Below are 26,620 nucleotides of genomic sequence, written 5' to 3' on the forward strand. Positions count from 1 at the left end.
GGAACTGAACAATGATCCCACGTTTTAACATAGCTACAGACACCCCCGAGCTCTACAAATCCCTTCTGGCGCTGAATGCGGCCATTGCCAAGTCAGGTGCGGATACGCGTCTTATCCACCTCATCAAAATTCGGGTATCGCAAATCAACGGCTGCGCATTCTGCGTAAACATGCATACCAATGAAGCGTTAGAAGATGGCGTGGAGCAAAGCGTCCTGAATATGCTGCCTGTCTGGCGTGAAGCCAAAGCTTTCAGCCCCCGCGAGCGAACGGCTCTTTCCTGGGCGGAAACACTGACTTCGCTTGCTGGATCTGGCGTCTCCGACGAAGATTTTGAGAGCGCGCGCGAAGAGTTTACCGAACAGGAGTTAGCGGCGCTGACGATTGCCGTAGGCACCATGAACCTGTGGAATCGCGTCGGTGTCGGCGCCAATATGACGGCCTGAACGGGCTTTGAGGCGAGAGGACCATACAATGATTTTACCCAAAGAGCGCGGTTACCGACCGGACTTGAGAGATCGCGGCCCTGTCATCAGATGGGATCCGTCTGTGCTGGTCTATGCCATTCTGTTTGCTGCAGGCACTTGGGCAGTTGCACCCGTCGCAGGTTATGCACATGACGCGCCGCAAGGCGCGCCAGGAGTACACCGTGAGTTGCTGAACCGGTCGCCATTGCCCGACCTGCCTGGATACATTGTTACCGCTCTCACGGTCGAGTTGGCGCCCGGCGTGGCAGTTGGTCCGCACAGGCATGGCGGATTTGTATATGTCTATCTGCTCGAAGGGCGGATCGTCAGCCAGATGGACGGCGAAGAGCCTGTCGAATACACAGCAGGGGAGAGTTGGACCGAACCAGCCCATGCGCTGCACAGCCTAACTGTGAATCCCAGCAAGACCGAACCCGCGAAGTTTCTTGCGGTCATCTACAGCGAAGAGGCGGCGGTGATCACGCAGCCTGAGATACGCGAACAGTAGTGTTCCTATAGATTGGGAGTACTCTGCACGACAGAAAGTTCGATACAGGAAAGGAATATGAAGAAGTATATTGAGCGTCAAGGCTACGTGGGTACAGAGATGAAAAAACTGCAATGCATCAGTGGAATCGGCGTTGCACCGCATACCCATAAACCAAACCTGAAGAAGGAAAAATATGAAAGACTCACTGGTGCAAGGCCTGAAGCACGAGGCAACGCTCTTCGTGGACGACAGCTTAATCGTTCCGAACGTATCGGCAAAACTGAACGCGTTTGCGGATATGCCCCCCGTTTTTGCAACGGCTTTTATGGTTGGCTTTATTGAAGCAACCTGCATTGAATTGATTGCGCCTCATTTGCATGATGACGAACATTCCGTGGGTACTCATATTGACGTTAGCCATATCGCCGCGACACTTCCAGGTACGGAAGTAACTGTGCAGGTTGAGCTCGATTCCGTCGAAGGTCGCAGCTTAGCCTTCAGAGTCGCTGCAAGCGATGAAACAGGTTTAATCGGGAAAGGGACGCACAAACGCGCTATCATCATTGCGGCGAGATTCATCTCCAAATTGCAGAGGAACGCGGGGAAAACCACCCAAACTTGATCCAATGCATCATTGATCTTTAGCTTCCACGCCTTGGAGCAAACCCTCCGACTTCCAATCGGACCTGCTTCAGCACGAAGAATCGTACTATGACCTTACCCTCTGGAAAATGAGCCGAAGCCGGTCGGAAGGCTTATTTTCCAGAGGATAAGGTCATGCAGTATGACACCGGCAAGCACTGCGTTTTCTATCATCTCTACCATATCGTCTGGTCGACGAAGTATCGCTATAAGGTGCTGACCGGCGAGGTGCGCCTGCGGGTGCGTGAAATCATCCGTCAGATCTGCGGGTAAAACAAGGTCGACATTCTGCGCGGGGTGTTGTCGAGCGACCACGTGCACATGTTCGTGTCGGTGCCGCCGAAGATTGCCATCTCCGATCTGGTGCGCGGGATGAAGGGCCGTTCGTCACACAAGGTGCGACGGGAATTTCCCGCGCTGCGCAGGTGCTATTGGGGGCGCCGGTTCTGGGGCAGGGGATATTTCGCTACCACCAACGGCGCAATCACAGAGGACATCGTTCTGCAATACCTCGAAAACCACATCGCCGATCCTACCGACGCCAGACAGTAGTGGTTCAGGCGCTCCAGCGGTCGTCTGTTATGATATGCTATTGAACGGGACTAGAACTTTGTTGCACAATTGCTGGCCACGCTGCCATCGCACAGTGGGCAACCTGTTCATAGTTGGAGTTTTTCGGAGTTCTTTAACTTCTTCAAAGCTTCAGGCTATGTAACCAATTAAACGCAAACCGCTTATCATATGACTTTCCGCGGCTCTCTGCGAATGTAGGGGCTCAGGGCGCCACGCCAATCATCGCGTGCTGAGGCGGTGGTCGGATCATCATTCGCATGGTCACGCAGGACCGTTTTAGAGTATGATCGCTCATCGTCTTCGCAAAGGACCTGAATGGATACCCGGCAGCCTTGAAGTAGTTCCAGCACTCGGTGGGGTCGTAGAGATTGCAGATTTCGCCGATTGCTTCGAACACTTCAGTGAAGGTCCTCGCTCCGATCCGTCGAAGGTGAGCCTTGAGCTTTGAGAAGGCCTGTTCGATTGGGTTGAGGTCGGGTGAGTACGGTGGCAGGTAGAGGAACCAGCAGCCGTGTTCGCGCAGGGCGTGGGCCGCCTCTTTGTTCCGATGCGTGGCGAGATTGTCGAGGATGACCACGCTGCCTGGCGCGATCTCAGGGATCAGCACCTGGCGGATGTAGGCGGCGAAGGCAGGACCGTCCATTGCGCCCTTGATGACCCACGGAGCGATCAGTGCATCTTGGGTCAGGCCCGCGATCAGGGTTTGCGTTCCCCAGCTTCCAAAAGGGGCGTCCATCGTCAGCCGTTCGCCGCACGTGGCCCAACCACGCAGGCGGGTGAGGTTTGTTTTCACTGCGGTTTCATCAATAAAGACAACGCGTTCAGGTAAAGCCGCGATGGCAGGTGCGCGATGTGCGAGCTAGTCCGAGCGCTGCTGTTTCACCTTGGCGCGGTGGCGTTTGGTGGCAACCAACGACTTTTTTTGTACGTGAACCCGAGGCGGGACAGCAGATCGGCGATGGAGGAATGATGCACCTGCACTCTTTCCGCATCGGCCAGGGCATCCCTCAGTTCAAAGAGTGTGATGTCTGGGTCTGGCCTCACCAGCTCTTCGAAGAAAGCCCGGTATGGGGCCAGCTTGCCTGTGTTATGAGGGCGGCCTTGCGGCGCGGGTTCGGCATCCCCTCGGGTTTTGACCTGCCGCGCCCAGCGGGCACCCGTCGCAGGCGAAACCTTTAGACGCAACGCCGCCGCGCGCCCGCTAAGCCCTTCTTCAATATATCGCTGAAACCGTGCCCGAAGCGCTGATGGCAAAGGTGCTGACATAATCCATCCTCCCAAATAGGATGAATCACAAACTGACCTACATGGGAATCCCCCGATTCAAGTTTTCCCCAAAACGCTTTAGGGCGCAAACAAATTGCCAGCTTGGCAGGCGTTGGGCCGATGACCCGGCAATCTGGCCAATGGTGTGGTCAAGCGTTCATTCAGGGCGGGTGCGAGTTCCTGTGCGATGCGCGTTATTACCTGACTTGTTCGCTGTCAGATTCAACCAAGGCATGACCGCAAAATACAAAGACATGTGTGCACACCTGAAACCGAATAAGGTAGCCCTGACCGCTATAGTGCGCAAGTTTCTCGAATTCGCTAACGCACTTGTCAAAACCAGTCGGAAATGGGCGGCTAAACCTACTTAATCAAGACGGGTACTTGTCATGGCTGACCTTGTAGGCCTTCGTCTTGCGGATGGAGCGCGCAAAATAACGCGCATCCTCGTCCTGTCCACGGGTGATACCTCGCGCATCTGCTTTTGGACAGTACCGGTGTTTCGAGGGGCATGCCTGGCAATCGGATTCATGCGCGCGGTAGCTGCGCCGGTATTCTCATCAAAGACTGTGGGATGTGCTAGGCTACCGTCAGAGCACGGTACTTTCGTAACCTTTACGGGCCTTAGCACGGGCCCGAAATGGCAGCTCGATCAGGAGAATTGAAACTACAGATCGGACCTCACTTAGATGTTGAGAGCATGGTCGGACGATGCAAGTAACTTTTGCCACGCTTCATTTCATAACAAGTTTTTCTAATGCTACCGTATATTTTACGTGGCTTTTCAATAGGTTTTTCTCACTCCAAGATTGGCAAATATTTAGCAAAGAAGCTGCCTGACAGACAAACTGTATTTCCGAAAGTGGAAGTATTTGGGGTGGTGAACTGTCGAGAAAGAAGTCCAAAATGTCGCTCTCATTTGGTCGTGAATATCTGGCAATCCCTGGCCCGTCTGTTATTCCCGACAAGGTTCGTCAAGCGATGCATCAGCCCTCTCCCAACATTTATGAAGGACCCTTTGCCGAGACTATTCACTCTGTGAAAATGGACCTGAAGACAATCGCAGGAACATCAGGAGATGTGGCGCTATATGCCACAAATGGCCATGGAGTTTGGGACGCAGCGCTAGGTAACATCGCGGCCCGCGACGAGAAAGTTCTTGTCCTAGCGACAGGACAATTTGCCTTGCATTGGGCGGAACTTGCCAAAAGCCAGGGGGTGAATGTCCAAATACTAGACTTTGGAAATCGAGCGACAATTGACACCCATAAGGTACGCAGTTCTCTGAAAGGTGACAAAGGCCATAAAATCAAAGCGGTATTGGCGCCTCATGTCGATACAGCGACTTCAATTCGAAATGACATTGCAGCGCTGCGTTGTGTTCTTGATGAGCTTGGTCATCCTGCCATTTTATGTGCAGATATCATCGCGAGCCTGGGATGTGATCTGGTTGAGTTGGATGAGTGGGGCGTCGATGTGGCGGTGGCAGCCTGTCAAAAGGGCCTAATGACACCAGCTGGGATTGGGGTTCTGTTCTTCAACAAAAAAGCTGATGAAGCCCGTGGTGCACTCGGCCAGGTCAACGCACATTGGGACTGGCGCACCAGAGCCATGAGTGACCAGATTTATCCAAGTTTCTTTGGAACACCCCCAACGCAGCAGGTTTTTGGACTAAGAGCAGCCCTTGATATGTTGCTGTTTGATGAAGGATTAGATATGGCGCTACGGCGCCATGAAGTACTAGCCAAAGCCGTATGGGCTGCGATTGACATGTGGTCTCATCCAGACGGGCTAAGGATGACGGCTGCGGACCCCACAACGCGCAGCCATGCTGTCACCTCCGTTGAAGCTGTCAATGGCGGTGGCATCAGACTGCAAAGATGGGTCAAAGAACATTTGGGGCTCACGCTTGGACGTGGGCTTGGCATGGCTGGCATAGCCGACCCGGAATGCGAGAATTTTTTCCGTATTGGACACATGGGGCATGTAAATGGCCATATGATACTTGGGGTTATAGGGGCGATTGATGCGGGCTTGAAGGCGCTCGATATTCCGCATGAGAGCGGTGCCCTGACAGCCGCCACGTCTTTGATTGCTGACTTCACCAATTCGCGAGTTCTGGCATCCACATGAACCCTGTTGAAGAAACACACTCCAGGTCAAATTTGGGAGTCTCGGAATGAAACTTGTTCGCTATGGTGCGCCGGGGAAGGAAAAACCCGGCATTTTAGATCGGGATGGCTATGTTCGCGATCTAACCGGTTGGGTTGATGACATTAACGGCAATACACTAGCCGCTGATCAGCTTGATCTTCTAAAACAAGTTGATGTTCAAAAACTCTTAAAAATAGATGGCATCCCGCAGGTTGACTTTCGATTGGGCCCTTGCGTGGGTAACGTCGGGAAATTTGTAGGTATTGGTCTTAACTACTTGGATCACGCCGAAGAGGTCGGCCAGCGCATTCCTCCGGAACCCATAATTTTCAGTAAATGGACATCTTCGATCACTGGCCCAGATGACGACACTCTCATCCCATCAGGTTCAATCGCGACGGACTGGGAGGTTGAGCTTGGCGTCGTGATTGGCGACGGAGGGTCTAACATCGCAGAAAACGACGCAATGGAGGCCATCGCAGGATATTGCCTTGTCAATGATATCTCTGAACGAGACTTCCAACTGAAACGAGGCGGTAACTGGGACAAAGGGAAAGGTTTGGATTCCTTTGGTCCAATTGGACCATGGTTGGTTACCAAGGACGAGATAGATTGCGTTCATGATCTATCGATTTGGCTCGAGGTCAATGGGGCACGATACCAAGAGTCCAACACCAGCCTGATGGCATTCAAGGTGCCGTTTCTCGTTTCATATTGCAGCCAGTTTATGAGCCTCCAGCCGGGGGATATCATCGCCACCGGGACACCGGCAGGCGTTGGCATAGGTTTGAAACCACCTCAGTTTATGACTGAGAATGACAATATACATCTCGGCATAGCGGGCCTTGGCACACAGACCCATACCGTCACCCACCCACGCACCTTAACCGGAGGTTAGATATGCCCACGATGAAAGCTCTCGCAGTGTTTGAAGCGCTACCCAGCAGTGACCCGGATTGCTTTGTTGAAATTCAGCGAGAACGACCTGTCGCATCGGGTCACGATCTTTTGGTCCGCATTGATGCGATATCGGTAAATCCAACAGATGCAAAAGATCGTTTGGAAATTGCCGGAAGGCGGGACACACCACTTATCCTGGGCTGGGATATGTGTGGAGAGGTTATCGCGACCGGCGAGAAGGTGTCGCAATTCAAGGTGGGTGATAAGGTTATCTCAGCTGGCGATATCTCACGGCAGGGATCCTATGCCGAGTATCAACTCGTAGACGAACGGATTTCGGCGATGAAACCTCCGGGATTGACAGATCGACAGGCTGCAACTCTACCATTGACGTCCTTGGCCGCCTGGGAGGCGCTATACGACAGACTGGAGATTCCAGCTGCGGGGTCTGAAACATCTTCTGCAATCTTGATTATCGGCGCGGCGGGAGGCTTGGGCTCTATGGCGATTCAATTTGCGCGGCAATTCTCCGACTGCACTGTAATTGCGACAGCGTCTCGACCTGAAACGCGAGCATGGTGTCTTGAGCTGGGGGCTCACCATATCATTGACCACTCAGGTGATTTGTGTGCTCAGATCAAAGACATCGGATTTGAGACCGTTCCATACATTCTGAACTGCAGCAATAACATTCCCTATTGGGAAACGATGAGCGAAATTGTCACTCCCGAAGGTTCGATCTGTCTTGTTTCAAGTACCAAGGCCAAGTTGGATTTGGATCTGTTTATGAAGAAAAGCGTTAGGATTAACTACGAGTTGATGTTTACACGCTCTCTATTTCAGACAGAAACCATGCATCTTCAAGGTGCCGTACTCAGCCGTTTGTCCGACATGATCTCATCGGGTAAAGTGCATCATGTTATGACGAAACAGTTTGGTGCGATGACAACCAAGACTCTGTCAGAGGCTCACACTCTTATCGAGAGCGGGAAAATGATTGGCAAGATTGCAGTATCTGGAATGCAATAACACCTCTGACACTATTGTGGTCCCTCGAAATCAAAGCGTTCCGCCAAAAACCTGAGTTACAGCTTTTGGCGGAGCGCTGAGCAATACATCAGCGCCGCGCGCGCCACCTCTTGCTGATGACTCAGGTTATAGGTGGGACGACTTAGGGGCCACGGCACCATTCGTTCTTGAAGCTTCTGCCAACAACCAATCAATAAACTTTGAAATTTCTTTTCTCGGCGGGTGCTTCTTTTCTGGGTATACGATAAAATAGGGCCAGTCAGAGATTTGACGCTCTTTAAACGGGTAGATCAACGATCCATCTTCTATTTCATCTGCGATCAGAATGCTCCGACCCAGCATAATGCCTTCTCCATTGACCGCGGCTTGAATGGTTAGATTACTGTCCGTGAAATGATGTGTGGGCTGCAAAGCGCGTGTGGTTTTGATACCCTGTCGGGCCATCCACACATTCCAGTTTAGATTTGTTGAATCGTTTCCAAAGGTCTCATCTCCAAGGAGCACGTTGTCTTCAATTCGTTCCAGAGATACATTTACTCTTTCCAAATATTGGGGGCTGCAAACTGGACTGACATACTCATTAAAAAGTTTGAGAGATCGAGCGTCCGCATATTTACCGTGACCCGAACGGATAGCCAAATCAAATGTTCTATTGTGAACGTCAAGTTTATCAAAGGACGCCTCGATCGAAATCTGATACTCGCTATGATTGCTTGAGAACCCGACAAGACGCTTCAGCAACCACCGCGCCGCTAGAGATGGCACAACAGTTACATCAAGATTGTTTTTTCTTCGGTCTTTCGAAGCGGAATGGACTACCTGTTCCAGAGTATCAAAAATCTCGGAGAGATCTCGACCAAGCTCCTGCCCTCGTTGAGTAAGCTGCGTTGAATTTACGTTGCGCAGCAGCAGCGGCGCAGCGAGCCAATCCTCAAGTGTTGAAACATGCTGGCTTACCGCAGAGGCACTTACCGAGAGTTCACGGGCCGCCTGCGCCATGTTGCCTTGGCGAAAAACCGCGTCAAAAGCCTTGAGAGAATTTAAGGGGGGCAGCTTTCTCAATGGTCCAGAGATCCTTATCAAGGTTTACGCAATAGCCGCAAAACGGGAGTTTATGGCACGAAACTATCAGGTTGCTTCCAACAGGTGCAAGGATGCCGTTTGGCCTGCTGTCACGCAAACGCTTCGTTTGCTAAGCGGTTCCTCATTTCAAGTTAGGCATGGCGCGATTTGGGGCAGGACTCTGCGAGGAGTGTGCTGTGCTTGGGTCGGAAGAGTGCGGCGATCTGATAGCTTCACCGGAACGTCTCAAATCTTCAGGTACGAAGAAACCTCCGCCAAGTTCGGCATGCCCCCAGGTCATGATTGATTTAAGCACAGGCTCAAGCGACTTGCCTCGTTCGGTCAGCGCGTAACGGTACCTTGTCGGCCTGTTTTGATAGGGCTCGCGGATAACCAAACCCCAAGCCATGAGCCTTTTCAGCCTTTGCGACAGGATGTTCGCAGGCATGCCTTCGGAACTCAGCTGAAGTTCCTGAAACGTGTGCTTCCGGTGCCAGAGCAAATCCCGGACGATAAGCAGGGTCCATTTGTCACCACAGATCTCGAGTGTCCGGGCGATAGAGCATTTGGAGCGAAATTCATGATCGGTCAACTTTTCTGGCCGTCTCTAAAGCAGATCATGTCTCAAATATACTTGACTCACTTTAAAAATGGAAGTCTATCCAGTACTAACTTCAAAAATGGAAGTAACCTTGCGAAAGATTTGGAGAAAATCATGCAAGCTGTAGGAAACACGCCGCTTATCAAGCTCTCTCGACTCCCAGGAAAAGACAGTGCCGATGTTTATGTGAAATGGGAGGGGGCTAACCCAACCGGCAGTATGAAAGACCGGATGGCGCCGTCGATTGTCGAGGGCGCAGAGAGGGCAGGGCGGTTAAACCCGGGCGGCAGCCTTGTTGAATACACAGGCGGTAGCACCGGCAGTTCACTTGCAATGGTTTGTGCGACTCGAGGCTACCGCACCAAGTTCGTTTCCTCGAATGGGTTTTCAAAAGAGAAGATCCAAACCATGCGGGCTTATGGTGCCGAGGTTGAGATTGTTCATGCTGAGAACGGGGTTTTGACAGCGGGTGTGATCGACATGATGATCGCGCGCGCCAAAGAGCTCGCACAGGATGAAAGCACTTTCTGGCCTGATCAAGTAAACAACCCAAACAACAAGCTTGGGTATCATGGAATGGGCCGCGAAATCCTAGAGCAATTAGACCGTGACGTTGATGAGTTTGTCATGGTTGTTGGCGGGGCGGATGTATCTCGGGGGTGTCCGAGATTTTGAAAGAACAAAACGCTCAAACACGTATCATCGGTCTGGAACCCTATCACGTTAGAAATCTCTCTGGCGGTGACACCAGCGGGACACATAAACTGGAGGGCATCGGGTTGTCGTTTCTACCCTCGATTTTGAGGCGCGACCTGATTGATGACACCATGGTCATCCGTGATGAAGATGCCTACGAGACGGCGCAAGCATTGGCCAATCAGGAGGGTGTGCTTGGAGGAATCACATCAGGGGCGAATGTCTGGGCCGCACTACAGCGTGCCAAGCAGCTTGGTCCTAGAAAGTCTGTCGTAACAGTGGTGATCGATACTGGCCTGCGCTATCTCAATAGCGATCTCTATGCTTACCGGTAGCGAGCATTTGTCTCGCCCATGAATAACCATGGGCGAGACGTGTTAAGGTGTCAGGCCGCGGGTGATAACATTCCAACGGCTGGCGCGTATCCCGCATTTGCAATGAACTGCGCTCCTTTAACATATTCTTCTTCGTTGCCTGTGACGCCATCCCAGGCCGTAAACAACGCAAGACACCGGTCAAATACGACAAGCGCAGGTACAAACGCCGCAACCGGATCGAGATCATGTTCGGCAGGCTCAAGGATTGGAGGCGCGTGGCGACATGCTACGACCGTTGTCCCAAGGTCTTCCTCTTAGCCATCGCACTCGCGGCAACCGTTATGTACTGGTTATCAATCCTGACCCTAACAATCCAAAAAGTTTGCGACAGAAACAGGTGGAAAGTTCTATCGCAAAGTTCTCACCTAGCTGAAGAAGGATTTTCTGCGGACACAATTATGCTGGGAGGTTCGCGAACTGCTTGAAGGGTGAGACCCCGGTTTGGTCTAGATGGCCTTTGCGGATCATATGCGCCGCATCGATCCCGGCCAATGTTGCAGTAGCAGAATGGAACGACTTGAAGCCGAGCATTGGCCATGTAGTCCGCTTGATGAAGCGATGATCCTGCTCACCGATGTTGTTAAGGTATTTGGATTGAATGATGTTGATGATCCGCTCTGCTCCTGTGATTTTGAGGATGGCACTCAGCCGCACCCGACCCCCAGTTGGGCAATTTCAATAATCTCTTGCATGCAAATTTTTATGACAATATATTGTTTTAAAATTATGCCAAGGAGTTTGCATATGGTTCATACAGCTTTCGTAACTGGCGGTGCCGGAGGTATCGGCGCTGAGATTTCGCGGTCTATGGCTGCGGCCGGTTGCAACGTCGCCATTGGTGACATTGATGTGGAGGCCGCCAATGCCTTGGTGGACGACATAAACACTTTTCAGGGCCGGGAATGCGCCATTGCGATTGACTGTGATGTCTCCGTCGATGCCAGCACCTCCGCCGCGCTTATTGAGACCGAAAAGAAGCTCGGGCCGGTTTCAATTCTGGTGAACAATGTTGGGTGGGACAAAATTATACCCTTCACCGACACCACGCCAGATTTTTGGGACAAAGTTATTGCTATCAACCTGCGCGGTCCGGTCAATTTGACCCACGGTGTTATCGCGCAAATGCGCAGTACGGGTTACGGGCGGATCATCAACATTGCGTCCGACGCTGGCCGCGTTGGGTCATCCGGAGAAGCGGTTTATTCGGCTTGTAAGGGCGGGATGATTTCATTTGCCAAAACGCTTGCACGTGAATTGGCGCGAGACGGATTTACCTGTAACACAGTTTGCCCCGGCCCGACCGATACGCCGTTGCTGCACGCACAGCTAGGCGGCGGCGAGGCAGGGCAAAAGATCTATGAAGGTCTTAAACGCGCGATTCCTATGCGCCGCTTGGGCCAGCCCACAGACATCGCAGGTATCGTTACGTTCCTCGCATCCGAGGACGCAAGTTTCATCACCGGTCAGACAATCAGCGTGTCTGGCGGTCTGACAATGCAAGGCTAGGAAAAAACAAATGGATTACGAAGATCTTCTGGTCGTCAAGGACCAAGGTGTCGCCACTATCATGATCAATCGCCCTAAGAAGCTCAACGCGTTTCGCCCACAAACCGTTGACGAGCTTACCCAAGCCATCAAAGATACCGGGTGGGATCGCTCGGTTGGGGTTATTGTTCTGACGGGTGCCGGTGATCGCGCGTTCTGTGTCGGTGCGGACCAAAAATCACATGATGGAAAATACGATGGCCGTGGCACGGTTGGGCTTGCGATTGAAGAATTGCAAAGCACGATTCGCGACGTTCCGGTGCCGATAATTGCACGAATCAATGGCTTTGCTATTGGCGGTGGTAATGTTCTGGCGACGATTTGCGATCTCTCAATCGCAGCGGAATCGGCACAGCTCGGACAGGTTGGCCCCAAAATGGGGTCGGTTGATCCCGGCTTTGGCACTGCTTTGCTCGCGCGGTCTGTTGGCGATAAAAAGGCACGTGAAATTTGGTATTTGTGTCGCCGTTACACAGCCCAAGAAGCGGCGGATATGGGCCTTGTAAATAAGGTCGTACCCGACAGTGAACTAGACCAGGAAGTTGCTCAGTGGTGTGCTGAAATTGTGCAAAAAAGCCCAACCGCTCTGGCCCTTGCAAAGCGGTCATTTAATGCCGACACCGAGAATATTCGTGGGATTTCTTCGATGGGGATGGAGGCGCTTGCGCTCTATTATGACACGGCTGAATCCCGCGAGGGCGTCACAGCATTCCTTGAAAAGCGCGCCCCTGATTTCCGCTCTGCAAGAGACAACAAAAAATGAGCAACGCGCACCGAGATGTTACTTGTCATGTTGAGGTATCCCAGCTGGCAAACGGTATGTGCCTGACCTTTTCAGCGCCCGGTGGAAACGCTCTTTTACCGGGGTTGATTGAGGCGCTTCGTGATGGGTTTGCTGAGGCACGCCGCGCAAATCCGCAATTTCTTTTGGTGCGCAGCGCATCGGAGAAAATATTTTGCGCCGGTGCAAACCTCGATCACATTCGCACCATTATACAAGATCCATCGCCGCAAAAGGCACTTGCTGATTTCATCAAAGACCTTCAGGGCTTGCTGAACGAAATCGAAGATCTGCCATTCTTGACGGTTTGCGATGTTGTTGGGCCGGCCTTTGGTGGCGGGTTGGAAATGGCCCTTGCCTTTGATCTGCGTGTTGCACGACCCAAAGCGCGGTTTGCCTTGCCCGAAGTTAAGCTGGGCCTTTTGCCTGCGGCTGGTGGCACCCATCGACTTGAACGTGCCATCGGGGGCGGCGATGCGCGTCGGGTACTTTTGACGGGCGATGAACTAACCTCAGCTGCGGCCTACAATATTGGTTTGGTCGATTATCTTGCAAGCGATGATGCGGATGTAGACACGTTGCTTGCCCGTTTTGCGGAGCTATCCACCGCCGCAATCACCCAGATCAAATCCTGCCGTAAGACAGACACTCGCCAGAATGACCAGCGTGAATCAGATGCAATCATTCAACTTGTGACCAACCCTGATACGCAATCGCGCATCGCTGCGTTCCTCATGGGTCGTTGATCCCGGCTACTCGAAAGACGGTTTTCGTTTCTCAAAAAAGGCGGTGACGCCTTCAGCGAAATCAGCGGATTGCACAGCATGAATTTGCGTCTGCGTCTCGTGTTCCAACTGCGTTGCTAGGCTGGAATGCGCGGCGGCGGCCAGCGCGCGTCGTGTGCTGGCCACGGCAACAGGTGACGCTGTAATCAACCGATCCGCCAACCGCGCACACGCGGCATCAAGCTCGGTTCGGTCTTCTGTTACTTCTATCGCCAACCCGATTGTTTTCAATTCAGCGGCGTCAATTTGTTCCTCTAACATCGCGAACCGTTGCGCACGCACTAGGCCAAGTTTATGCACCATCGCCCATGTTCCGCCACAGTCAGGCACAAGGCCAATGCGGGAAAATGCGCTAACCAGACGTGCGTCTTTTGTGACCACCATAAAGTCGCATGACAATGCGAGCGAGGCAGCACCGCCCGCGGCAACGCCGTGCAACCGGCATATGGTTGTGCAGTCCGCGTCGGTCAAGGCAAGTGCAATGGGATTGTAAAAACGGCGCAATGTGCGCCCAATATCGACCGCTTCCATTCCGTTTCGCAGCAAATTAGATAGGTCCATTCCAGCGGAAAATGCCTGCCCTGATCCACCGATGGTCAAAACGCGTACATCGTCTGAGGCACTGGCATCACAGATTGCATCGCACAACTCAAGCGCAAGTGAATCCGTAAATCCGTTAAGTCTCTCTGGCCGGTTCAACGTTAATGACGCAACACCATTACGCGTGTCAATCCTAACATTTGTCATTTTTTGGTCTCCCTTATTCTCGCGCTTGACTTATAGCAATATATTTGCATTTTATTTACTTACAACAGGGGAAACCGACTTGATGAAGAATGCCGCGATAGCCGAAACCGAAGCCATCCTAGAATTCCCAATGCTTCTTTCACCAATTCAGCTTGGGCCGCTCGAATTGCAAAGCCGGGTGGTAATGGGGGCGATGCACACACGATTGGAAACACAGCCCAACGCGCTGGAGCGTGAGATTGCTTTTTATCGGTCGCGGGCCGAAGGTGGTGTTGGGCTGATCATCTCAGGTGGTATTTCCCCATCCGAGGATGGCGTGTTTGAACCGGGTGCCTTGGCGACATCACATCTTGATCATGCCTATCAAAAAGAACTCACAACTGCGGTACGCGATGCCGGCAGCCCGTTTATCGCCCAGCTTTTACATGCAGGGCGCTATGCTAAAATCCCCGAACTTGTTGCACCAAGCCCGATTGCCGCCCCAATCAACAAAAGAACCCCACGCGGGTTAACGTCAAGCGAAGTCGAAAGCCTTGTTGATGGATTTGCGATGGCCGCCGAAACAACTCTTGAGTGTGGCTATGACGGTGTTGAGATCATGGGCTCTGAGGGCTATCTGATCAATCAATTCCTTGCATCGCGAAGCAACCAACGTGATGATGCTTGGGGTGGGGATTGGACACGGCGCAAACGATTTGCCGTTGAAATCGTGCGTGCCGTCAAACGCATTACCGGCGATAACAAGCTGCTTAGTTTTCGAATTTCTGCGCTGGAACTTGTCGAACATGGTATGACGCAGGTTGAAATTCTCGACCTTGCGCATGACTTGCAAGCCGCCGGTATTGATGTGTTCAACACTGGTATTGGTTGGCACGAAAGCCGGATACCTACAGTGGCGCAGGTTACACCACGCGGTGCATTTGCAGATGCGATTATACAGCTTAAACAAGCCGTGCAAGTTCCGGTGATGGCGTCCAATCGGATCAACACCCCTGAATTGGCCGAGGAAATTTTAGCAAGCAGCGCCGCCGACCTTGTTTCTCTGTGCCGGCCCTTGTTGGCAGATGCGGATTTTGTGCGCAAAACGGCACAGGGGCGCGGGGCCCAAGTAGTACCATGCGTTGCCTGCAATCAGGCCTGTTTGGATCGCATATTCGTCGCGCAAGCTCCGTCTTGCATTGTTAATCCACGCGCTGCGCGTGAAATCGACTTCTCTGCCGCAAAAACCACGGCCTCGAAAACTGTGGCTGTTGTTGGCGGCGGCGCGGCGGGGTTGACCGCAGCGATAGAGGCCGCTGCAAACGGTCATGATGTTACTCTTTATGAGGCGTCATCATCCCTTGGTGGACTGCTGAACTTGGCCAGTCAGATCCCGGGTAAAGGCGAATTTGAAACTCTGCTTTCGTCGATGAAAGCCCGCGCGGCGGCTGCCGGCGTGAACGTCAAATTGAACACGCGTGCCACCGTCGACCTGGTTAGTGGCTATGATCACGTCATAATCGCAACCGGTGTACGGCCACGATTACCCGCAATTGATGGCATCAATCATTCCACCGTTGTGACCTACGAGGATATCCTGTCGCGTCGGCGCACAGCCGGTCAACGCGTTGCCATTATTGGGGCAGGCGGCATTGGTTTTGATGCCGCTGAGTTTCTGGTCGATGCCCATGCGCGGTTCTCAGATATTGCAACGTTCCGGGCGCATTATGGGTTGTCAACTGATCCCAAGGCGCAGGGAGGTATCGACAACACCGCCACGCCGCACCTGCAAAACGATCACGACATAACTCTGATGCAACGCAGCGGGGGACGCATGGGGCGAACCCTTTCAATCACCACGAGTTGGATCAAACGCGACACGTTGAACCGGGCAGGTGTGCGGATGCTCGATGGGGTAGATTACCGCAAAATTAATGATGATGGCGTTCATATTACGCGTGCAGGTGAAACCCAGGTGATCGCGGCGGACACTGTCATTTTATGCGCCGGTCAATCTCCCGAACGCGGTTTGGTTGATGCTCTGACGTTGGCCGGTGTCGAACACGAAATCATTGGCGGCGCTGAGAAGGCCGCTGAACTTGATGCCATGCGTGCAATTGAACAGGGCGTGCGCGCCGCACTTGCGATTTAGGGAGAAACCAAAATGATCCGCGATGCAGAAATGCTTGACCAATTTACCGATGCTGTTCGCCGTTACGTGCGCGAACGGCTTGTGCCGCTAGAAGAGCAGGTGTCCAATGAGGATCAGATCCCCGCCGAGGTCGTCACCGAGATGAAAGAGATGGGGCTTTTTGGCATATCTATCGCCGAAGAACATAGCGGGCTTGGGTTTACCCTTGAGGAAGAAGTGCGCATCGCCATGGAATTTGGCCATACTGCACCTGCCTTCCGGTCGGTGTTTGGCACCAATGTCGGGATCGGATCACAAGCGATTTCGATTGATGGCACGCCCGAACAAAAGGCCTATTGGTTGCCGCGCTTTGCCTCGGGCGAGACAATTGGCTCTTTTGCACTGACGGAACCGGATGTCGGATCAGACGCGGGGGCGGTGAAAACTGCAGCGCGGCCAACCGACGGCGGTTACCTGATCAGCGGCACAAAACGCTACATCACCAACGCCCCACTGGCCGATGCCTTTACTGTGATGGCCCGCACAGCATCCGATACTGCAGATGCCAGCGGTGTGTCAGCGTTTATCGTTGATGCCAAAAGTGATGGGATTACCATTGGCAAGCCCGAAAAAAAGATGGGTCAGCAAGGGACAAAAGTGTCTGATGTGATCTTTTCTGATTGTTTTGTCCCAACTGAAAACTTGATTGGGGGCGTTGAGGGTATGGGGTTCAAAACCGCGATGAAAGTGTTGGACCGCGGGCGCATCCATATTTCGGCGGTATGTATCGGGGTTGCCAAACGGCTGATCCAGGAATCGCTGAACTACAGCAGCGACCGCAAGCAATTTGGCAAGCCGATCATTGGTCATCAACTGGTTCAGGCGTTGATTTCCGATTCCATCACTGAATCTCTGGCGGCCGAGGCGCTTATGTTGTCTGTGGCGCGTGACTATGATGACGGCAAAGATATCAAACTCGAAGCCGCCGCGGCGAAGATGTTCGCCAGCGAAATGGTGGGGCGCGTCGCGGACCGAGCCGTTCAGGTGCATGGCGGTGCTGGGTACATTTCGGAATACGCGGTTGAGAGGTTTTATCGCGATGTGCGTCTATTTCGAATTTACGAGGGAACCACACAAATTCAGCAGCTTGTTATAGCACGCGAAGCCATGCGCCGCATAGCCGTCTGACATCAGAGAAAACTAGGGGAGGAGACAGAAATGAAGTCGCATACTGGACGGTCGGTTTTCTTATCGCAGGACCGCATTGAGCGGACAAACGCGGATGGTGCTTGGTTAAACAAGACACTTGCAGAGGTGTTTGATGTTCAGGTTGAAAAAGCACCCGACCGCGTTGCGGTGGTGTCATATTCGGATTCGTCAAACAATAAGCGACGTTCGCTGACCTTTCACGAGTTACAATTGATGTCGATGGACATTGCCCGTGATCTGACTGCCAAAGGCATCGGTTTGGGCGACATCGTTTCTATGCAATTGCCCAATCGACACGAAGCATTGGCGATTTGTATTGCCTGTGCGCGGATCGGTGCGGTGGTTAACCCTTTGATGCCGGTTTTGCGCCAGCGCGAATTGGATCATATTCTAAAGCTAACCGAGGCGTCGATTCTTTATGTACCCAATGAATTTAGGGGCTTTGGTTTTGCGAAGATGGCGCATGAAATTGTAGGTGATGTTCCAACCTTAAAACATGTACAAACCCTCAACACCCATGGGTTTGAGGTGGACATCACGGGCGTCGACAATACGAACCCGGATTGGAACGCTCTGATTCCTGATCCCAACGAACTTTTCCAAATCATGTTTACATCGGGAACCACGGGCGAACCAAAGGGGGTCATGCACACGGCCAACACCCTGTTGGCAAATGTGGTCCAACTTCAACGTCGATTTGAGGTTGATGAACAAGATGTCATTCATTGCCCAACCCCGGTGGCGCATCAATTGGGCTTTCTTTTTGGTGTTCTTTTGCCGTGTCTTTCGGGTGCACAGGTTGTTTTCCAAGAGGCGTGGCGCAAAGATCAGGCTCTTGAAATTATCGAAAAAGAGCGGGCTACAATTTGCGTTGGTGCAACTCCTTTCCTTGCCGATCTTGCCACGCATTCTGATCTTGAATCGCATGATATTGACGCCTTTCGCCTCTTTGTTTCAGGGGGCGCGCCAATTCCATCGGCTTTGGTTGAAGATGGGGTTGAGAATCTTGCCGCCAAGGTCATTTCTGTTTGGGGCATGACCGAAGTTTTGGCGATTACAACCGTTCGCCTTGATGATCCAAACGAAAAAGCGTCGGGGTCAGATGGTGCCGCAACGCGCCATGCGGAGATTCGGATTGTCGACTCCGAAGGGGCGCTTGTTCCAACCGGGGCTGAGGGCAGACTTGAGGCGCGCGGACCGACAATTTGTGTCGGTTACCTAAAGCGGCCTGCGCTTTTCACGCCAAAGGATGGGTGGTTTGATACCGGCGATCTGGCGCGGATGGACAAAGACAGCTACATCCGCATCACCGGGCGCAGTAAGGATATCATCATTCGGGGCGGTGAAAATATCCCGGTGGTTGAGATAGAAGGCCTTTTGTTCAAGCACCCCAATATCCACCAAGTTGGGATTGTGGCAATGCCCGATGCGCGTCTTGGGGAACGGGGATGTGCGTTTGCTACACTAGCCACAAAGGATAAATTGACCCTTCAGGATGTTCAAAAGTTCTTGTTGAACCTAGGCGTTTCGAAATCCTTCTTGCCTGAGCGGCTGGAAATCGTTGATACGATGCCAATGACGGCCACGGGCAAAATCCAAAAGTTCGAATTGCGGGAAATGGCAAAGATGTTATCGCCTGAGCAGAGGGCTGGCTAGCCAGCAGCAATCAGGTTCTTTCTGAGACGGTCCAGTAAATGTTGAAACTGGGTCGTTTCTTCCTCTGAAAAACCCGCAAGCGCCGCGCCATAAAATTCAGAAATACGTAGCTTTAGATCACTCCAAACGGTCCAACCTTTGTCGGTGAGGCGCACCAATCGGGCACGTCCGTCTCTTGTGTCTTTTACTCGTTCAACTAAACCTTCACGCTCTAACCGCTCAATGACGCCATTTGCGTTTTGCCGGGTCATTTCGAGGAACTTAATCAGTTCTTTTACGGTCAAGCCATCTTTGGATGACGATCGCGCCAACCCCCCAAGAACAGACCATTGCTGTGTTGTGAGATCAATGTCGGCGGTCCATGCCGTGCCGACACGGTGCATCAGGTTCGTTGTCTTAAATAGCCGAAAGAGCAGACGGTTTCGAAGTAAGAACACTGCTTCGATATCTTCACTCGGATTGTGAACATGGCCCATAATACTGCCCTCCTTGCTGCACATGCAGCTTTACATACTTGGGTAGTCAAGCTGACGGAGTCGTGCAACAATTAATTTTATGGCAATATATTGACATAAAATTGAATGTATGCAACGCTCTAAAAGCCCAATGGGAGGAGCACGATGAAAAACTCAATTATGGCTATCGCGATGGCCACCGCCAACTTCGCAGGCCAAGCGTCCGCAGAAGCAAGCTTGACAGGTGTTAGCTGCTTACCGGAAAATACTTATTTTTCAACTAGGTTTGAAGAGTTTGTCAGGCGCGTAAATGATCGCGGAGACGGTGTCGTTAAAATCCAATACCTGGGCGGAGCGCCGGCCATCGGTGATCCCTTCACAGTGGGCCAAAGAATTTCTCGTGGTGCGTTTGATATTGGATCATGTTCCGGAGCATATTACCTCAATACATTGCCAATTGCGGACGCATTCAAATTGCTCGAAGTTGACATGACCGAAGTGCGGGCCAATGGCGGATGGGACTATATGGTCGACCTTCACCGTGAAGTGAACTTGCTGCCGGTTGCACGTATGCATACCGGAATTCCCTTCCATCTCTATCTGGCTGACGGGCACACAATTGATAGCCCTGACCTAAGTGGGCTAAAGTTGCGAGTTGTTCCGATTTACACGAATTTCTTCCTTGAGCAAGGTGCCACAACCCAGCAGACCAGCTCGAACGAGATTTTTCCGCTGATGGAAAACGGTACAATTGATGGGTACGGTTGGCCGATCACGGGCCTTCGCCCTGGTTGGGAATCCGTCACCAAGTATCGGGTTGATCCGGGTTTTTACGATGTTGATATCCAGATCGTGGCGAATGCCAGAGTATGGGACGGTTTGCCAGATGATGCACGCACTCTGTTAGAGGAAATCGCGCTGGAACTTGAAGGGGAAGCTGCCGGATTGGACGCGGTTGATATTGATGCCTCCTTAAGGGCGCAAGAAGGGTTTGGCTTTGAAGTCATTACTCTTGGCGACGACAAAGCCGAAAATTGGCTTGCAGGGGCTCGTAACGCAGGTTGGGCAGGTATCTCGGAAATCGATCCCGAGCATGCCAAACGTTTGCGTGAAACATTCGCCAGCGAGTGATGGAAATGTGCATCAGGGCCGCAATGCCTTGGCGCACCCAACCAAACAGCTAGGGGGGCACATGCCAGCGTCTAATCGAATTTCCACTTTCCTTGATTGTTTCTATCACAGTCTCGGCACGTTTCTCGGGCTTGTGATTGCTTTAATTGCATTGGCGATATCTACGGATCTTGGGTTGCGCCGGTTCAACATCGGGTCAATTGGTGGTGTGCAGGAAGTCGTTGAGTATACCTTGTTCGCATGTGTGTTTTTGGGTGCCCCTTGGGTGCTGCGAACTGGGGGGCACATTCGCATCGAAATACTTGCGGGTATACTGCCACTAAGAGCGCGCAAAAAATTCGCACGTTTCCTAAGCGGTATTGGCCTCACTGTAACGCTTGCGCTTGTCTATTACGGGTCTCGAAACCTGATCGACAGCTATGTCCTCAACTCGGCACAACGACAATATTTTGTCATTTACGAATGGTCGTTGTTAGCAATTTTTGTGATCGGCATGACGCTTTGTGCATTTGAATTTCTGCGCATGTTGTTGACCGGACAAGAACACCGACCTGGACCGGTCAACACCCCAGATCAAGGAATGAACTGATGGTTATGATCGAATGGTATCTGGCGTTTGGGCTGTTGATCGGTCTGGTCATGGTTCTTTTACTGATAGGTACCTACGTTGCATTTGCTTTTTTTGCAGCAAACCTTGTGGGGGTTTATGTCTTTCTGCGAGGGGATATTGGCCTCAGCACGATGTCCATCGAGTTTGTCTACTCCGTCGCAAAGTTTAGTTTTGTGCCCGTCGCGCTTTTTATCCTTATGGGCGAGATATTGTTTCAATCCGGAATGGCCGCACGAGCGATCAAAGCGATTGAACCTGTGATCAAAAATGTACCCGGCCGCCTGTCGGTGGTATCAATCGCATCCGGCACTGTGTTTTCCGCACTGACCGGCTCAACCATCGCCAACACGGCCATCATGGGCAGCGTGATGTTGCCGGAAATGCAGCGCCGTAAATACCACCCAACAATCTCAATGGGGCCAATTATGGCCGTGGGGGGGATTGCCATGTTGATCCCGCCGTCAGCCTTGGCCGTGTTGTTGGCCAGCCTCGCAGAGGGGTCGATCAAAGATTTGCTGTTGGCTGGCATTGTCCCCGGCATTCTTATGGCAATTTCTTTCGCAGGCTACATCGTGATCCGGTGTTGGGTTTCACCTGAACTGGCTCCTACGTCACCCGAAGATGACATTATCGTTGCCGGAGGGCCATCCCCCTGGCGTGCTGTCATTCGCGATGTTCTGCCGCTTTTGTCCATTTTCGTTGTTGTTGTCGGCTCGATCATTGGCCGGATTGCCACCCCGGAAGAGGCTGCAGCCCTTGGATGTATCGCCTCTGTTGTTGCTTGCATATTCTATCGCCAGTTCGAAGTGCGGACATTCCTTGTTGCACTGCGCGAAACCGCGCGCGTTACGGTGATGATCCTGTTTGTGATTTCGGGTTCGTACACTTTTAGCCAGGTCCTGCAAATATCAGGGGCGACAACCGGCTTTCTGCGCTTGCTCGATGGATGGGATTTAACAACAATCACGGCCCTTTTAATCATGATCGCCATCCTTTTGGTGTTTGGCGCTTTTATGGACCAAGTGTCGATGATGCTTCTGACACTGCCATTTTTTGTCCCACTTGCGATGGCCAACGGCATAGATTTGCTTTGGTTGATGGTCATCATGTTACTGGCAATGGAGATCAGTCTACTTACCCCGCCGTTTGGATTGTTGCTGTTTGTTATGAAAGGCGTGGCTCCAAAGGGTACGCCCCTTGGCGCGGTTTACCGGGCTGCCCTGCCGTTTCTTGCTCTTGAGCTGTTCGTTCTTGGATTGCTTGTTTTTTGGCCACAAATCGCTACCGGCTTACCAAATATGCTAAGATAGGAATCTTTCCCATGGAAGTGAAACCCCCAGTAACCGATGCCCATTCTGCCATAATGACCCGCCGTTCGGTGCGTCGTTATCTTGATAAACCTGTGCCCAAAGACGCGCTCATGCGGATCATCGAAGGGGCGGGTAGGGCGCCATCCGGGCATAATATCCAGCCCTGGAAATTGTATGTCGTATCGGGGCAATCGAAGGCTAATCTGACCGCCAATATCGTTGACGTGGTCAAAAATGGCGACCCAGAAGAACATCAACCTGAATTTGATTATTATCCATCTGAATGGATCGAACCATATCTGGGGCGCCGTCGCGCGGTTGGCTATGCGCTGTATGAATCACTTGGTATTACCCGCGAAGACAAGGCAGGGCGTGATGCGCAGATGCGCAAGAACTTTGACTTCTTTGGCGCGCCTATTGGTATGTTCGTCACGTTTGATCGTCGCCTGTCCACGGGAACCTATATGGATATCGGCATGTTCATTCAAAACATCCTAATCGGAGCGCGTAGTGAGGGGCTAGATACCTGCGGGCAGGCGGTCTTTTGTTGGTATCACAATACGATCCGAAAGCACCTGCCAATGGCCGATACTGAGCTGTTGGCGTGTGGCCTGTCGTTGGGATTTGCTGATCCTGAGGGCGCGGAGAACGGCCCAATAGCGCGAAAACTACCCGTCAGTGAGTATACAACGTTTCTTGATTAACACCCTGTGGCACCACAATAAATGAGCCCCATCATGATCCAAATGGAAACAGCCGATGTGGCGGACGAGGAAGGTGTGTTTGTTGCCCCCGGCAAAACAGCCTCGCTAACTGTTCACCAGAATGTCGCCATTCTAACGTTATCTAATGGCCGCCTAAATCTGATTTCTGCAACCTTGCGTCAGGACGTTTTAGCATGCCTTGCCATACTGACGGACCTGTCGGTCGACGGCCTGATCCTAACCGCAAGTGGCGACACCTTTGTGGCGGGCGCCGATGTAAGTGAATTTGGCAAACCCGACGTCCAACCAACCTTGCCCGATGTTGTCAAATCTCTCTGTGATCTGCCCATACCCAGTGTTGCGGCGCTGAATGGTCTTGCATTAGGTGGGGGATGTGAACTGGCGCTTGCCTGTACTGCGCGCATAGCTACCGCAACTGCACGCGTGGGTTTGCCAGAGGTCACTCTGGGCCTTATTCCCGGTGCTGGCGGTACGCAGCTTTTGCCGCGCTTGATTGGCCGACCACTGGCCGCTGAAATAATCACCAGTGGTCAGCCAATTGATGCAACCCGCGCCCAAAATATTGGCCTGATTGATGCTATTTCCAGCGATCCAGTCTCGCAGGCAATAACATGGATAAAGGCCCAAAAAGGCGTTGCGCGCGCTGCCCAAAACCCCGAAGCAGATAACGCAGAGGTAGCCTTGTCTGAGATCAAGGAAAAACTTGCAAGGCGCTATACCGGTGCGGCCCCTCTCAAGGCGCTTCATCTGGTTGAAAGGGCCCTTTCGCTGCCTCTTGCTGAGGGGCTACAGGCCGAGCGCGAGGTTTTCTTGCAGCTAAAATCCTCACCTGAAACCACAGCGTTGCGGCATGTTTTCTTTGCCGAACGCCGGGCTGTTAAGACCTCTCAAAAACCAAACCTTCGGGCGGCTTTGGTTATCGGCGGTGGCACTATGGGGGTGGGCATTGCGTGGACGCTTTTTGCTGCGGGCATTCCGGTTCAAATTCTCGAAACTGACGGGGATGCCGTGGCGCGCGCGCGGCTAAAGCTACAAGAAATCGCCCAAACAGAGGCCCGTAGTGGGCGGTTTGATGTCGACAAAGCCACCGATGCGATTGCGGCAATTCACGTCGCTGAAACAATCAAAAACCCCAGTGCCATTGGTTTAGCCATTGAGGCGATCTACGAAAACATGGATGCCAAACGCGCGGTGCTTGAACGGCTGGAAGCAGCCTTGCCGACAGATGCAATTCTGGCGACCAACACGTCGTATTTGAACCTGTCCCAAATGTCGGAAAACCTGAAACACCGCGACCGGTTTATCGGCCTGCATTTTTTTGCCCCCGCCCATCGCATGAAACTTCTTGAGGTGGTCGTGCCACCAGAAAGTTCGGGTCAGGTTGTGCATAAAGCCTACGGGCTTGCCAAACGTTTAGGCAAAATCCCAGTCCGGACAGGCATCTGTGATGGTTTCATTGGCAACCGTATTTTGAAACGTTATCGCAGCGCAATGGAAGCCATCATAACTGACCAAACAACACCGTGGGCCATCGATACCGCTTTGCAGGAATTCGGATTCGCGTTGGGGCCGTTTGCGGTGCAGGATTTGTCAGGGTTAGACATTAGTTTCGCCAATCGCGAACGGTTGCGATCTGTTGGGCGGGCACAAGAAGCGCCTCCATGCTTGGGCGATGACCTTGTTGCAGTGGGGCATCTTGGCCGAAAGACCGGCGAAGGCTGGTATGACTATGCGCAGAAACCACCGCAACCATCATCCTTCGTGCGCGGCATGCTGCCTTCGGGGCCGTTGTTGACCAGCGACGTAATTGTTGCGCGTGCCCTTGCCGCTATCACGGCAGAGGCCTCTGACATTTTGGCCGAGGGTATTGCCAAACGCGCTGCGCATATCGATCTGGTGCTTATTCATGGCTATGGGTTTCCGCGCTGGCGTGGCGGTCCGCTATTCGCATCTGACGCAGTAGGCCTGTCAAAAATCGGCGATGATTTACGTACCATGGGTCAACCCATTCCGCCACTATTGCGTCAGTTAATCGATGCAAACATCCGCTTTGCAGACTACGACGCCCAACAGGAGAATTCATAGTGCCTGAAGCCTTTATTTGCGCTTATACACGAACACCCATTGGCCGTTTTGGCGGGGCGTTGGCTCACATGCGGACAGATGATTTGGCGGCAGCACCCATCGTCGGCTTGCTAAACTCATTGCCGGATTTCGACCCGACCGCGATCGACGAAGTTGTCCTTGGCTGTGCAAATCAAGCGGGTGAAGATAACCGCAACGTTGCCCGAATGGCTGCTTTGCTGGCCGGCCTTCCTGAGACAGTTCCAGGGATAACCGTTAACCGTTTATGTGCCTCGGGGCTGGATGCTGTTTCGGCTGCGGCGCGTGCAATCAAAAGTGGAGATATTGATGTCGCGATTGCTGGCGGCGTCGAATCGATGTCGCGGGCACCGTTCGTTATGGGCAAGGCCGGTCGCGCCTTTGATCGCGGTTCGAAAATTTATGACACGACCATTGGTTGGCGGTTTGTGAATCCAAAATTTCACGCCGCTTGGGGTACAGAGTCGATGCCAGAAACCGCGGAAAATGTTGCCGCAGAGTATGGTGTTTCGCGCGTCGATCAGGATGCATTTGCCGCGCAATCACAAACCCGTGCAGACTTGGCCGCCGCATGTGGGCGTCTGGCACGTGAAGTCACACCAGTAACGGCACCAGATGGGCGGCGCGGAACCCATTTGGTTGAGGTAGACGAACATCCTCGGCCAGATGTAACTATGGTTTCTCTTGGCAAGCTAAAGGGCGTTGTGCGCGCCGACGGGTCGGTCACAGCGGGCAATAGCTCTGGGGTTAATGACGGCGCCGCAGCGCTATTGCTGGCTAGTAGCTCCGCCGTAAAGACCCATCGTTTGACTCCAATTGCGCGTGTTGACAGTGCATTGGCAATGGGCGTGGCACCGCGCGTCATGGGCTATGGCCCAGTCCCTGCCATTCAAACAATCCTGGCACGACGGGGGTTGGAGCTGGACAAATTTGCACGGATCGAAATTAACGAAGCGTTTGCAGCGCAGGCATTGGCTTGTTTGCAGGGCCTTGAGCTTTCTGCAAAGGATCCACGGATCAATCCCCACGGCGGCGCTATTGCCCTTGGCCACCCGTTGGGCATGTCCGGGGCGCGCCTAGTTGGAAGCATCGCGATGGATCTTCAGAACGCTTCAGATTATGGGTTGGCATCAATGTGTGTTGGGGTTGGGCAAGGGAGCACCATGATTCTGCAGGGAGTTTGATTGTTGGCTGGC

24 protein-coding genes and 4 pseudogenes are annotated in these 26,620 nt (G+C 52.6%); 21 read left to right on the plus strand and 7 right to left on the minus strand.

Features of this window, described 5'->3' with window-relative positions; translation table 11 throughout:
* Nucleotides 1-11 precede the first annotated feature (11 nt).
* The 4 genes and pseudogenes from D9K61_RS13830 (at nt 12) to tnpA (ending at nt 2,151) form a co-directional block, all read left to right on the plus strand.
* Entirely contained in the window at nt 12-446 is a 435-nt protein-coding gene (locus D9K61_RS13830) for a carboxymuconolactone decarboxylase family protein (protein WP_120633810.1), read from the plus strand.
* A gap of 28 nt (nt 447-474) precedes the next feature.
* A complete protein-coding gene (locus D9K61_RS13835; protein ID WP_120633811.1) occupies nt 475-975 on the plus strand; it encodes a cupin domain-containing protein in 501 nt (166 codons plus the stop codon).
* A gap of 175 nt (nt 976-1,150) precedes the next feature.
* Nucleotides 1,151-1,579 (plus strand): thioesterase family protein, encoded by a 429-nt coding sequence (locus D9K61_RS13840; protein ID WP_120633812.1) that lies wholly within the window; start codon nt 1,151-1,153, stop codon nt 1,577-1,579.
* A 155-nt stretch (nt 1,580-1,734) separates the two neighbouring features.
* Nucleotides 1,735-2,151 (plus strand): annotated as a pseudogene (gene tnpA, locus D9K61_RS13845) (IS200/IS605 family transposase).
* Between the two features lie 223 nt (nt 2,152-2,374).
* Here the strand turns inward: tnpA and D9K61_RS27890 are convergent.
* Both D9K61_RS27890 and D9K61_RS27895 read right to left on the minus strand, forming a co-directional pair.
* Nucleotides 2,375-3,010 carry an IS630 family transposase gene (locus tag D9K61_RS27890; RefSeq protein ID WP_371688477.1) on the minus strand — a complete coding sequence of 212 codons (636 nt, stop codon included), beginning with the start codon at nt 3,008-3,010 and terminating at the stop codon, nt 2,375-2,377.
* A 41-nt stretch (nt 3,011-3,051) separates the two neighbouring features.
* Nucleotides 3,052-3,438 carry a transposase gene (locus D9K61_RS27895; protein ID WP_371688476.1) on the minus strand — a complete coding sequence of 129 codons (387 nt, stop codon included), beginning with the start codon at nt 3,436-3,438 and terminating at the stop codon, nt 3,052-3,054.
* A gap of 906 nt (nt 3,439-4,344) precedes the next feature.
* On the opposite strand from D9K61_RS27895, the gene D9K61_RS13855 reads away from it, so the two are divergent.
* Genes D9K61_RS13855 through D9K61_RS13865 form a run of 3 tightly spaced genes read left to right on the plus strand, consistent with a single transcriptional unit; the run spans nt 4,345 to nt 7,521 of the window.
* Entirely contained in the window at nt 4,345-5,571 is a 1,227-nt protein-coding gene (locus D9K61_RS13855; RefSeq protein WP_120633813.1) for an alanine--glyoxylate aminotransferase family protein, read from the plus strand.
* A gap of 46 nt (nt 5,572-5,617) precedes the next feature.
* Nucleotides 5,618-6,490: a fumarylacetoacetate hydrolase family protein gene (locus tag D9K61_RS13860; RefSeq protein ID WP_120633814.1), complete on the plus strand. Its 873-nt coding sequence runs from the start codon at nt 5,618-5,620 to the stop codon at nt 6,488-6,490.
* A 2-nt stretch (nt 6,491-6,492) separates the two neighbouring features.
* Nucleotides 6,493-7,521, plus strand: a complete 1,029-nt coding sequence (locus D9K61_RS13865) for a zinc-binding alcohol dehydrogenase family protein (RefSeq protein ID WP_120633815.1) — start codon at nt 6,493-6,495, stop codon at nt 7,519-7,521.
* Nucleotides 7,522-7,647: 126 nt separating this feature from the next.
* Here the strand turns inward: D9K61_RS13865 and D9K61_RS13870 are convergent, their stop codons facing one another.
* Nucleotides 7,648-8,583 carry a LysR substrate-binding domain-containing protein gene (locus tag D9K61_RS13870; RefSeq protein WP_162946893.1) on the minus strand — a complete coding sequence of 312 codons (936 nt, stop codon included), beginning with the start codon at nt 8,581-8,583 and terminating at the stop codon, nt 7,648-7,650.
* 142 nt (nt 8,584-8,725) lie between these two features.
* Nucleotides 8,726-9,175, minus strand: a complete 450-nt coding sequence (locus tag D9K61_RS13875) for a helix-turn-helix domain-containing protein (RefSeq protein ID WP_120633817.1) — start codon at nt 9,173-9,175, stop codon at nt 8,726-8,728.
* 123 nt (nt 9,176-9,298) lie between these two features.
* On the opposite strand from D9K61_RS13875, the pseudogene D9K61_RS13880 reads away from it, so the two are divergent.
* Together D9K61_RS13880 and D9K61_RS13885 are read left to right on the plus strand one after the other, a co-directional pair.
* A pseudogene (locus D9K61_RS13880) lies at nt 9,299-10,215 on the plus strand (PLP-dependent cysteine synthase family protein).
* A 149-nt stretch (nt 10,216-10,364) separates the two neighbouring features.
* Nucleotides 10,365-10,550: pseudogene (locus tag D9K61_RS13885) on the plus strand (transposase); the annotation flags it as partial.
* A gap of 103 nt (nt 10,551-10,653) precedes the next feature.
* On the opposite strand, the pseudogene D9K61_RS13890 reads toward D9K61_RS13885, so the two are convergent.
* A pseudogene (locus D9K61_RS13890) lies at nt 10,654-10,875 on the minus strand (DDE-type integrase/transposase/recombinase); the annotation flags it as partial.
* A 126-nt stretch (nt 10,876-11,001) separates the two neighbouring features.
* On the opposite strand from D9K61_RS13890, the gene D9K61_RS13895 reads away from it, so the two are divergent.
* From D9K61_RS13895 to D9K61_RS13905, 3 genes are read left to right on the plus strand one after another with little or no spacing between them, the layout of a single operon-like run.
* A complete protein-coding gene (locus tag D9K61_RS13895) occupies nt 11,002-11,763 on the plus strand; it encodes an SDR family oxidoreductase (RefSeq protein ID WP_120633818.1) in 762 nt (253 codons plus the stop codon).
* A 10-nt stretch (nt 11,764-11,773) separates the two neighbouring features.
* A complete protein-coding gene (locus D9K61_RS13900; RefSeq protein ID WP_120633819.1) occupies nt 11,774-12,565 on the plus strand; it encodes an enoyl-CoA hydratase-related protein in 792 nt (263 codons plus the stop codon).
* Nucleotides 12,562-13,329: an enoyl-CoA hydratase/isomerase family protein gene (locus D9K61_RS13905; protein WP_120633820.1), complete on the plus strand. Its 768-nt coding sequence runs from the start codon at nt 12,562-12,564 to the stop codon at nt 13,327-13,329. The genes D9K61_RS13900 and D9K61_RS13905 overlap by 4 nt, the downstream gene beginning before the upstream one ends.
* 6 nt (nt 13,330-13,335) lie before the next feature.
* On the opposite strand, the gene D9K61_RS13910 is transcribed toward D9K61_RS13905, so the two are convergent.
* On the minus strand, nt 13,336-14,115 hold the full coding sequence (locus D9K61_RS13910; protein WP_120633821.1) for an enoyl-CoA hydratase-related protein: 780 nt from the start codon (nt 14,113-14,115) through the stop codon (nt 13,336-13,338).
* An 82-nt stretch (nt 14,116-14,197) separates the two neighbouring features.
* On the opposite strand from D9K61_RS13910, the gene D9K61_RS13915 reads away from it, so the two are divergent.
* From D9K61_RS13915 to D9K61_RS13925, 3 genes are read left to right on the plus strand one after another with little or no spacing between them, the layout of a single operon-like run.
* Entirely contained in the window at nt 14,198-16,246 is a 2,049-nt protein-coding gene (locus D9K61_RS13915) for an FAD-dependent oxidoreductase (protein ID WP_174235102.1), read from the plus strand.
* 12 nt (nt 16,247-16,258) lie between these two features.
* Complete coding sequence (locus tag D9K61_RS13920) at nt 16,259-17,413, plus strand: acyl-CoA dehydrogenase family protein (RefSeq protein WP_120633822.1); 1,155 nt, start codon at nt 16,259-16,261, stop codon at nt 17,411-17,413.
* A 30-nt stretch (nt 17,414-17,443) separates the two neighbouring features.
* Complete coding sequence (locus tag D9K61_RS13925; RefSeq protein WP_120633823.1) at nt 17,444-19,090, plus strand: AMP-binding protein; 1,647 nt, start codon at nt 17,444-17,446, stop codon at nt 19,088-19,090.
* On the opposite strand, the gene D9K61_RS13930 is transcribed toward D9K61_RS13925, so the two are convergent.
* Nucleotides 19,087-19,566, minus strand: a complete 480-nt coding sequence (locus tag D9K61_RS13930; RefSeq protein ID WP_162946894.1) for a MarR family winged helix-turn-helix transcriptional regulator — start codon at nt 19,564-19,566, stop codon at nt 19,087-19,089. The genes D9K61_RS13925 and D9K61_RS13930 overlap by 4 nt on opposite strands.
* A 144-nt stretch (nt 19,567-19,710) precedes the next feature.
* Between D9K61_RS13930 and D9K61_RS13935 the strand changes: the two genes are divergently transcribed.
* From D9K61_RS13935 to D9K61_RS13960, 6 genes are all read left to right on the plus strand, one after another.
* Nucleotides 19,711-20,676 (plus strand): ABC transporter substrate-binding protein, encoded by a 966-nt coding sequence (locus tag D9K61_RS13935; RefSeq protein ID WP_120633825.1) that lies wholly within the window; start codon nt 19,711-19,713, stop codon nt 20,674-20,676.
* A gap of 61 nt (nt 20,677-20,737) precedes the next feature.
* A complete protein-coding gene (locus D9K61_RS13940; RefSeq protein WP_162946895.1) occupies nt 20,738-21,265 on the plus strand; it encodes a TRAP transporter small permease in 528 nt (175 codons plus the stop codon).
* Nucleotides 21,265-22,596, plus strand: a complete 1,332-nt coding sequence (locus D9K61_RS13945; RefSeq protein ID WP_254055783.1) for a TRAP transporter large permease — start codon at nt 21,265-21,267, stop codon at nt 22,594-22,596. The genes D9K61_RS13940 and D9K61_RS13945 overlap by 1 nt, the downstream gene beginning before the upstream one ends.
* An 11-nt stretch (nt 22,597-22,607) precedes the next feature.
* Nucleotides 22,608-23,300, plus strand: a complete 693-nt coding sequence (locus D9K61_RS13950) for a nitroreductase (protein WP_120633827.1) — start codon at nt 22,608-22,610, stop codon at nt 23,298-23,300.
* A gap of 33 nt (nt 23,301-23,333) precedes the next feature.
* On the plus strand, nt 23,334-25,406 hold the full coding sequence (locus D9K61_RS13955; RefSeq protein WP_162946896.1) for a 3-hydroxyacyl-CoA dehydrogenase NAD-binding domain-containing protein: 2,073 nt from the start codon (nt 23,334-23,336) through the stop codon (nt 25,404-25,406).
* The gene (locus D9K61_RS13960; protein WP_120633829.1) at nt 25,406-26,608 is read left to right on the plus strand and encodes an acetyl-CoA C-acyltransferase; all 1,203 of its coding nucleotides are present in this window, start codon (nt 25,406-25,408) and stop codon (nt 26,606-26,608) included. Before D9K61_RS13955 ends, D9K61_RS13960 begins: the two co-directional genes overlap by 1 nt.
* The last annotated feature ends 12 nt before the right edge of the window (nt 26,609-26,620 follow it).

It is taken from the genome of Ruegeria sp. EL01, from assembly GCF_900313035.1.
Classification (GTDB): Bacteria; Pseudomonadota; Alphaproteobacteria; order Rhodobacterales; family Rhodobacteraceae; genus Ruegeria.

Excerpts from the sequence above, each read along its gene's own strand:
- D9K61_RS13830 (WP_120633810.1), top strand. The coding sequence starts at position 12 with ATGATCCCACGTTTTAACATAGCTACAGACACCCCCGAGCTCTACAAA.
- D9K61_RS13835 (WP_120633811.1), top strand. The coding sequence starts at position 475 with ATGATTTTACCCAAAGAGCGCGGTTACCGACCGGACTTGAGAGATCGC.
- D9K61_RS13840 (WP_120633812.1), top strand. The coding sequence starts at position 1,151 with ATGAAAGACTCACTGGTGCAAGGCCTGAAGCACGAGGCAACGCTCTTC.
- D9K61_RS27895 (WP_371688476.1), bottom strand. The coding sequence starts at position 3,438 with ATGTCAGCACCTTTGCCATCAGCGCTTCGGGCACGGTTTCAGCGATAT.
- D9K61_RS13855 (WP_120633813.1), top strand. The coding sequence starts at position 4,345 with ATGTCGCTCTCATTTGGTCGTGAATATCTGGCAATCCCTGGCCCGTCT.
- D9K61_RS13860 (WP_120633814.1), top strand. The coding sequence starts at position 5,618 with ATGAAACTTGTTCGCTATGGTGCGCCGGGGAAGGAAAAACCCGGCATT.
- D9K61_RS13865 (WP_120633815.1), top strand. The coding sequence starts at position 6,493 with ATGCCCACGATGAAAGCTCTCGCAGTGTTTGAAGCGCTACCCAGCAGT.
- D9K61_RS13895 (WP_120633818.1), top strand. The coding sequence starts at position 11,002 with ATGGTTCATACAGCTTTCGTAACTGGCGGTGCCGGAGGTATCGGCGCT.
- D9K61_RS13900 (WP_120633819.1), top strand. The coding sequence starts at position 11,774 with ATGGATTACGAAGATCTTCTGGTCGTCAAGGACCAAGGTGTCGCCACT.
- D9K61_RS13905 (WP_120633820.1), top strand. The coding sequence starts at position 12,562 with ATGAGCAACGCGCACCGAGATGTTACTTGTCATGTTGAGGTATCCCAG.
- D9K61_RS13910 (WP_120633821.1), bottom strand. The coding sequence starts at position 14,115 with ATGACAAATGTTAGGATTGACACGCGTAATGGTGTTGCGTCATTAACG.
- D9K61_RS13915 (WP_174235102.1), top strand. The coding sequence starts at position 14,198 with ATGAAGAATGCCGCGATAGCCGAAACCGAAGCCATCCTAGAATTCCCA.
- D9K61_RS13920 (WP_120633822.1), top strand. The coding sequence starts at position 16,259 with ATGATCCGCGATGCAGAAATGCTTGACCAATTTACCGATGCTGTTCGC.
- D9K61_RS13925 (WP_120633823.1), top strand. The coding sequence starts at position 17,444 with ATGAAGTCGCATACTGGACGGTCGGTTTTCTTATCGCAGGACCGCATT.
- D9K61_RS13930 (WP_162946894.1), bottom strand. The coding sequence starts at position 19,566 with ATGGGCCATGTTCACAATCCGAGTGAAGATATCGAAGCAGTGTTCTTA.
- D9K61_RS13935 (WP_120633825.1), top strand. The coding sequence starts at position 19,711 with ATGAAAAACTCAATTATGGCTATCGCGATGGCCACCGCCAACTTCGCA.
- D9K61_RS13940 (WP_162946895.1), top strand. The coding sequence starts at position 20,738 with ATGCCAGCGTCTAATCGAATTTCCACTTTCCTTGATTGTTTCTATCAC.
- D9K61_RS13945 (WP_254055783.1), top strand. The coding sequence starts at position 21,265 with ATGGTTATGATCGAATGGTATCTGGCGTTTGGGCTGTTGATCGGTCTG.
- D9K61_RS13950 (WP_120633827.1), top strand. The coding sequence starts at position 22,608 with ATGGAAGTGAAACCCCCAGTAACCGATGCCCATTCTGCCATAATGACC.
- D9K61_RS13955 (WP_162946896.1), top strand. The coding sequence starts at position 23,334 with ATGATCCAAATGGAAACAGCCGATGTGGCGGACGAGGAAGGTGTGTTT.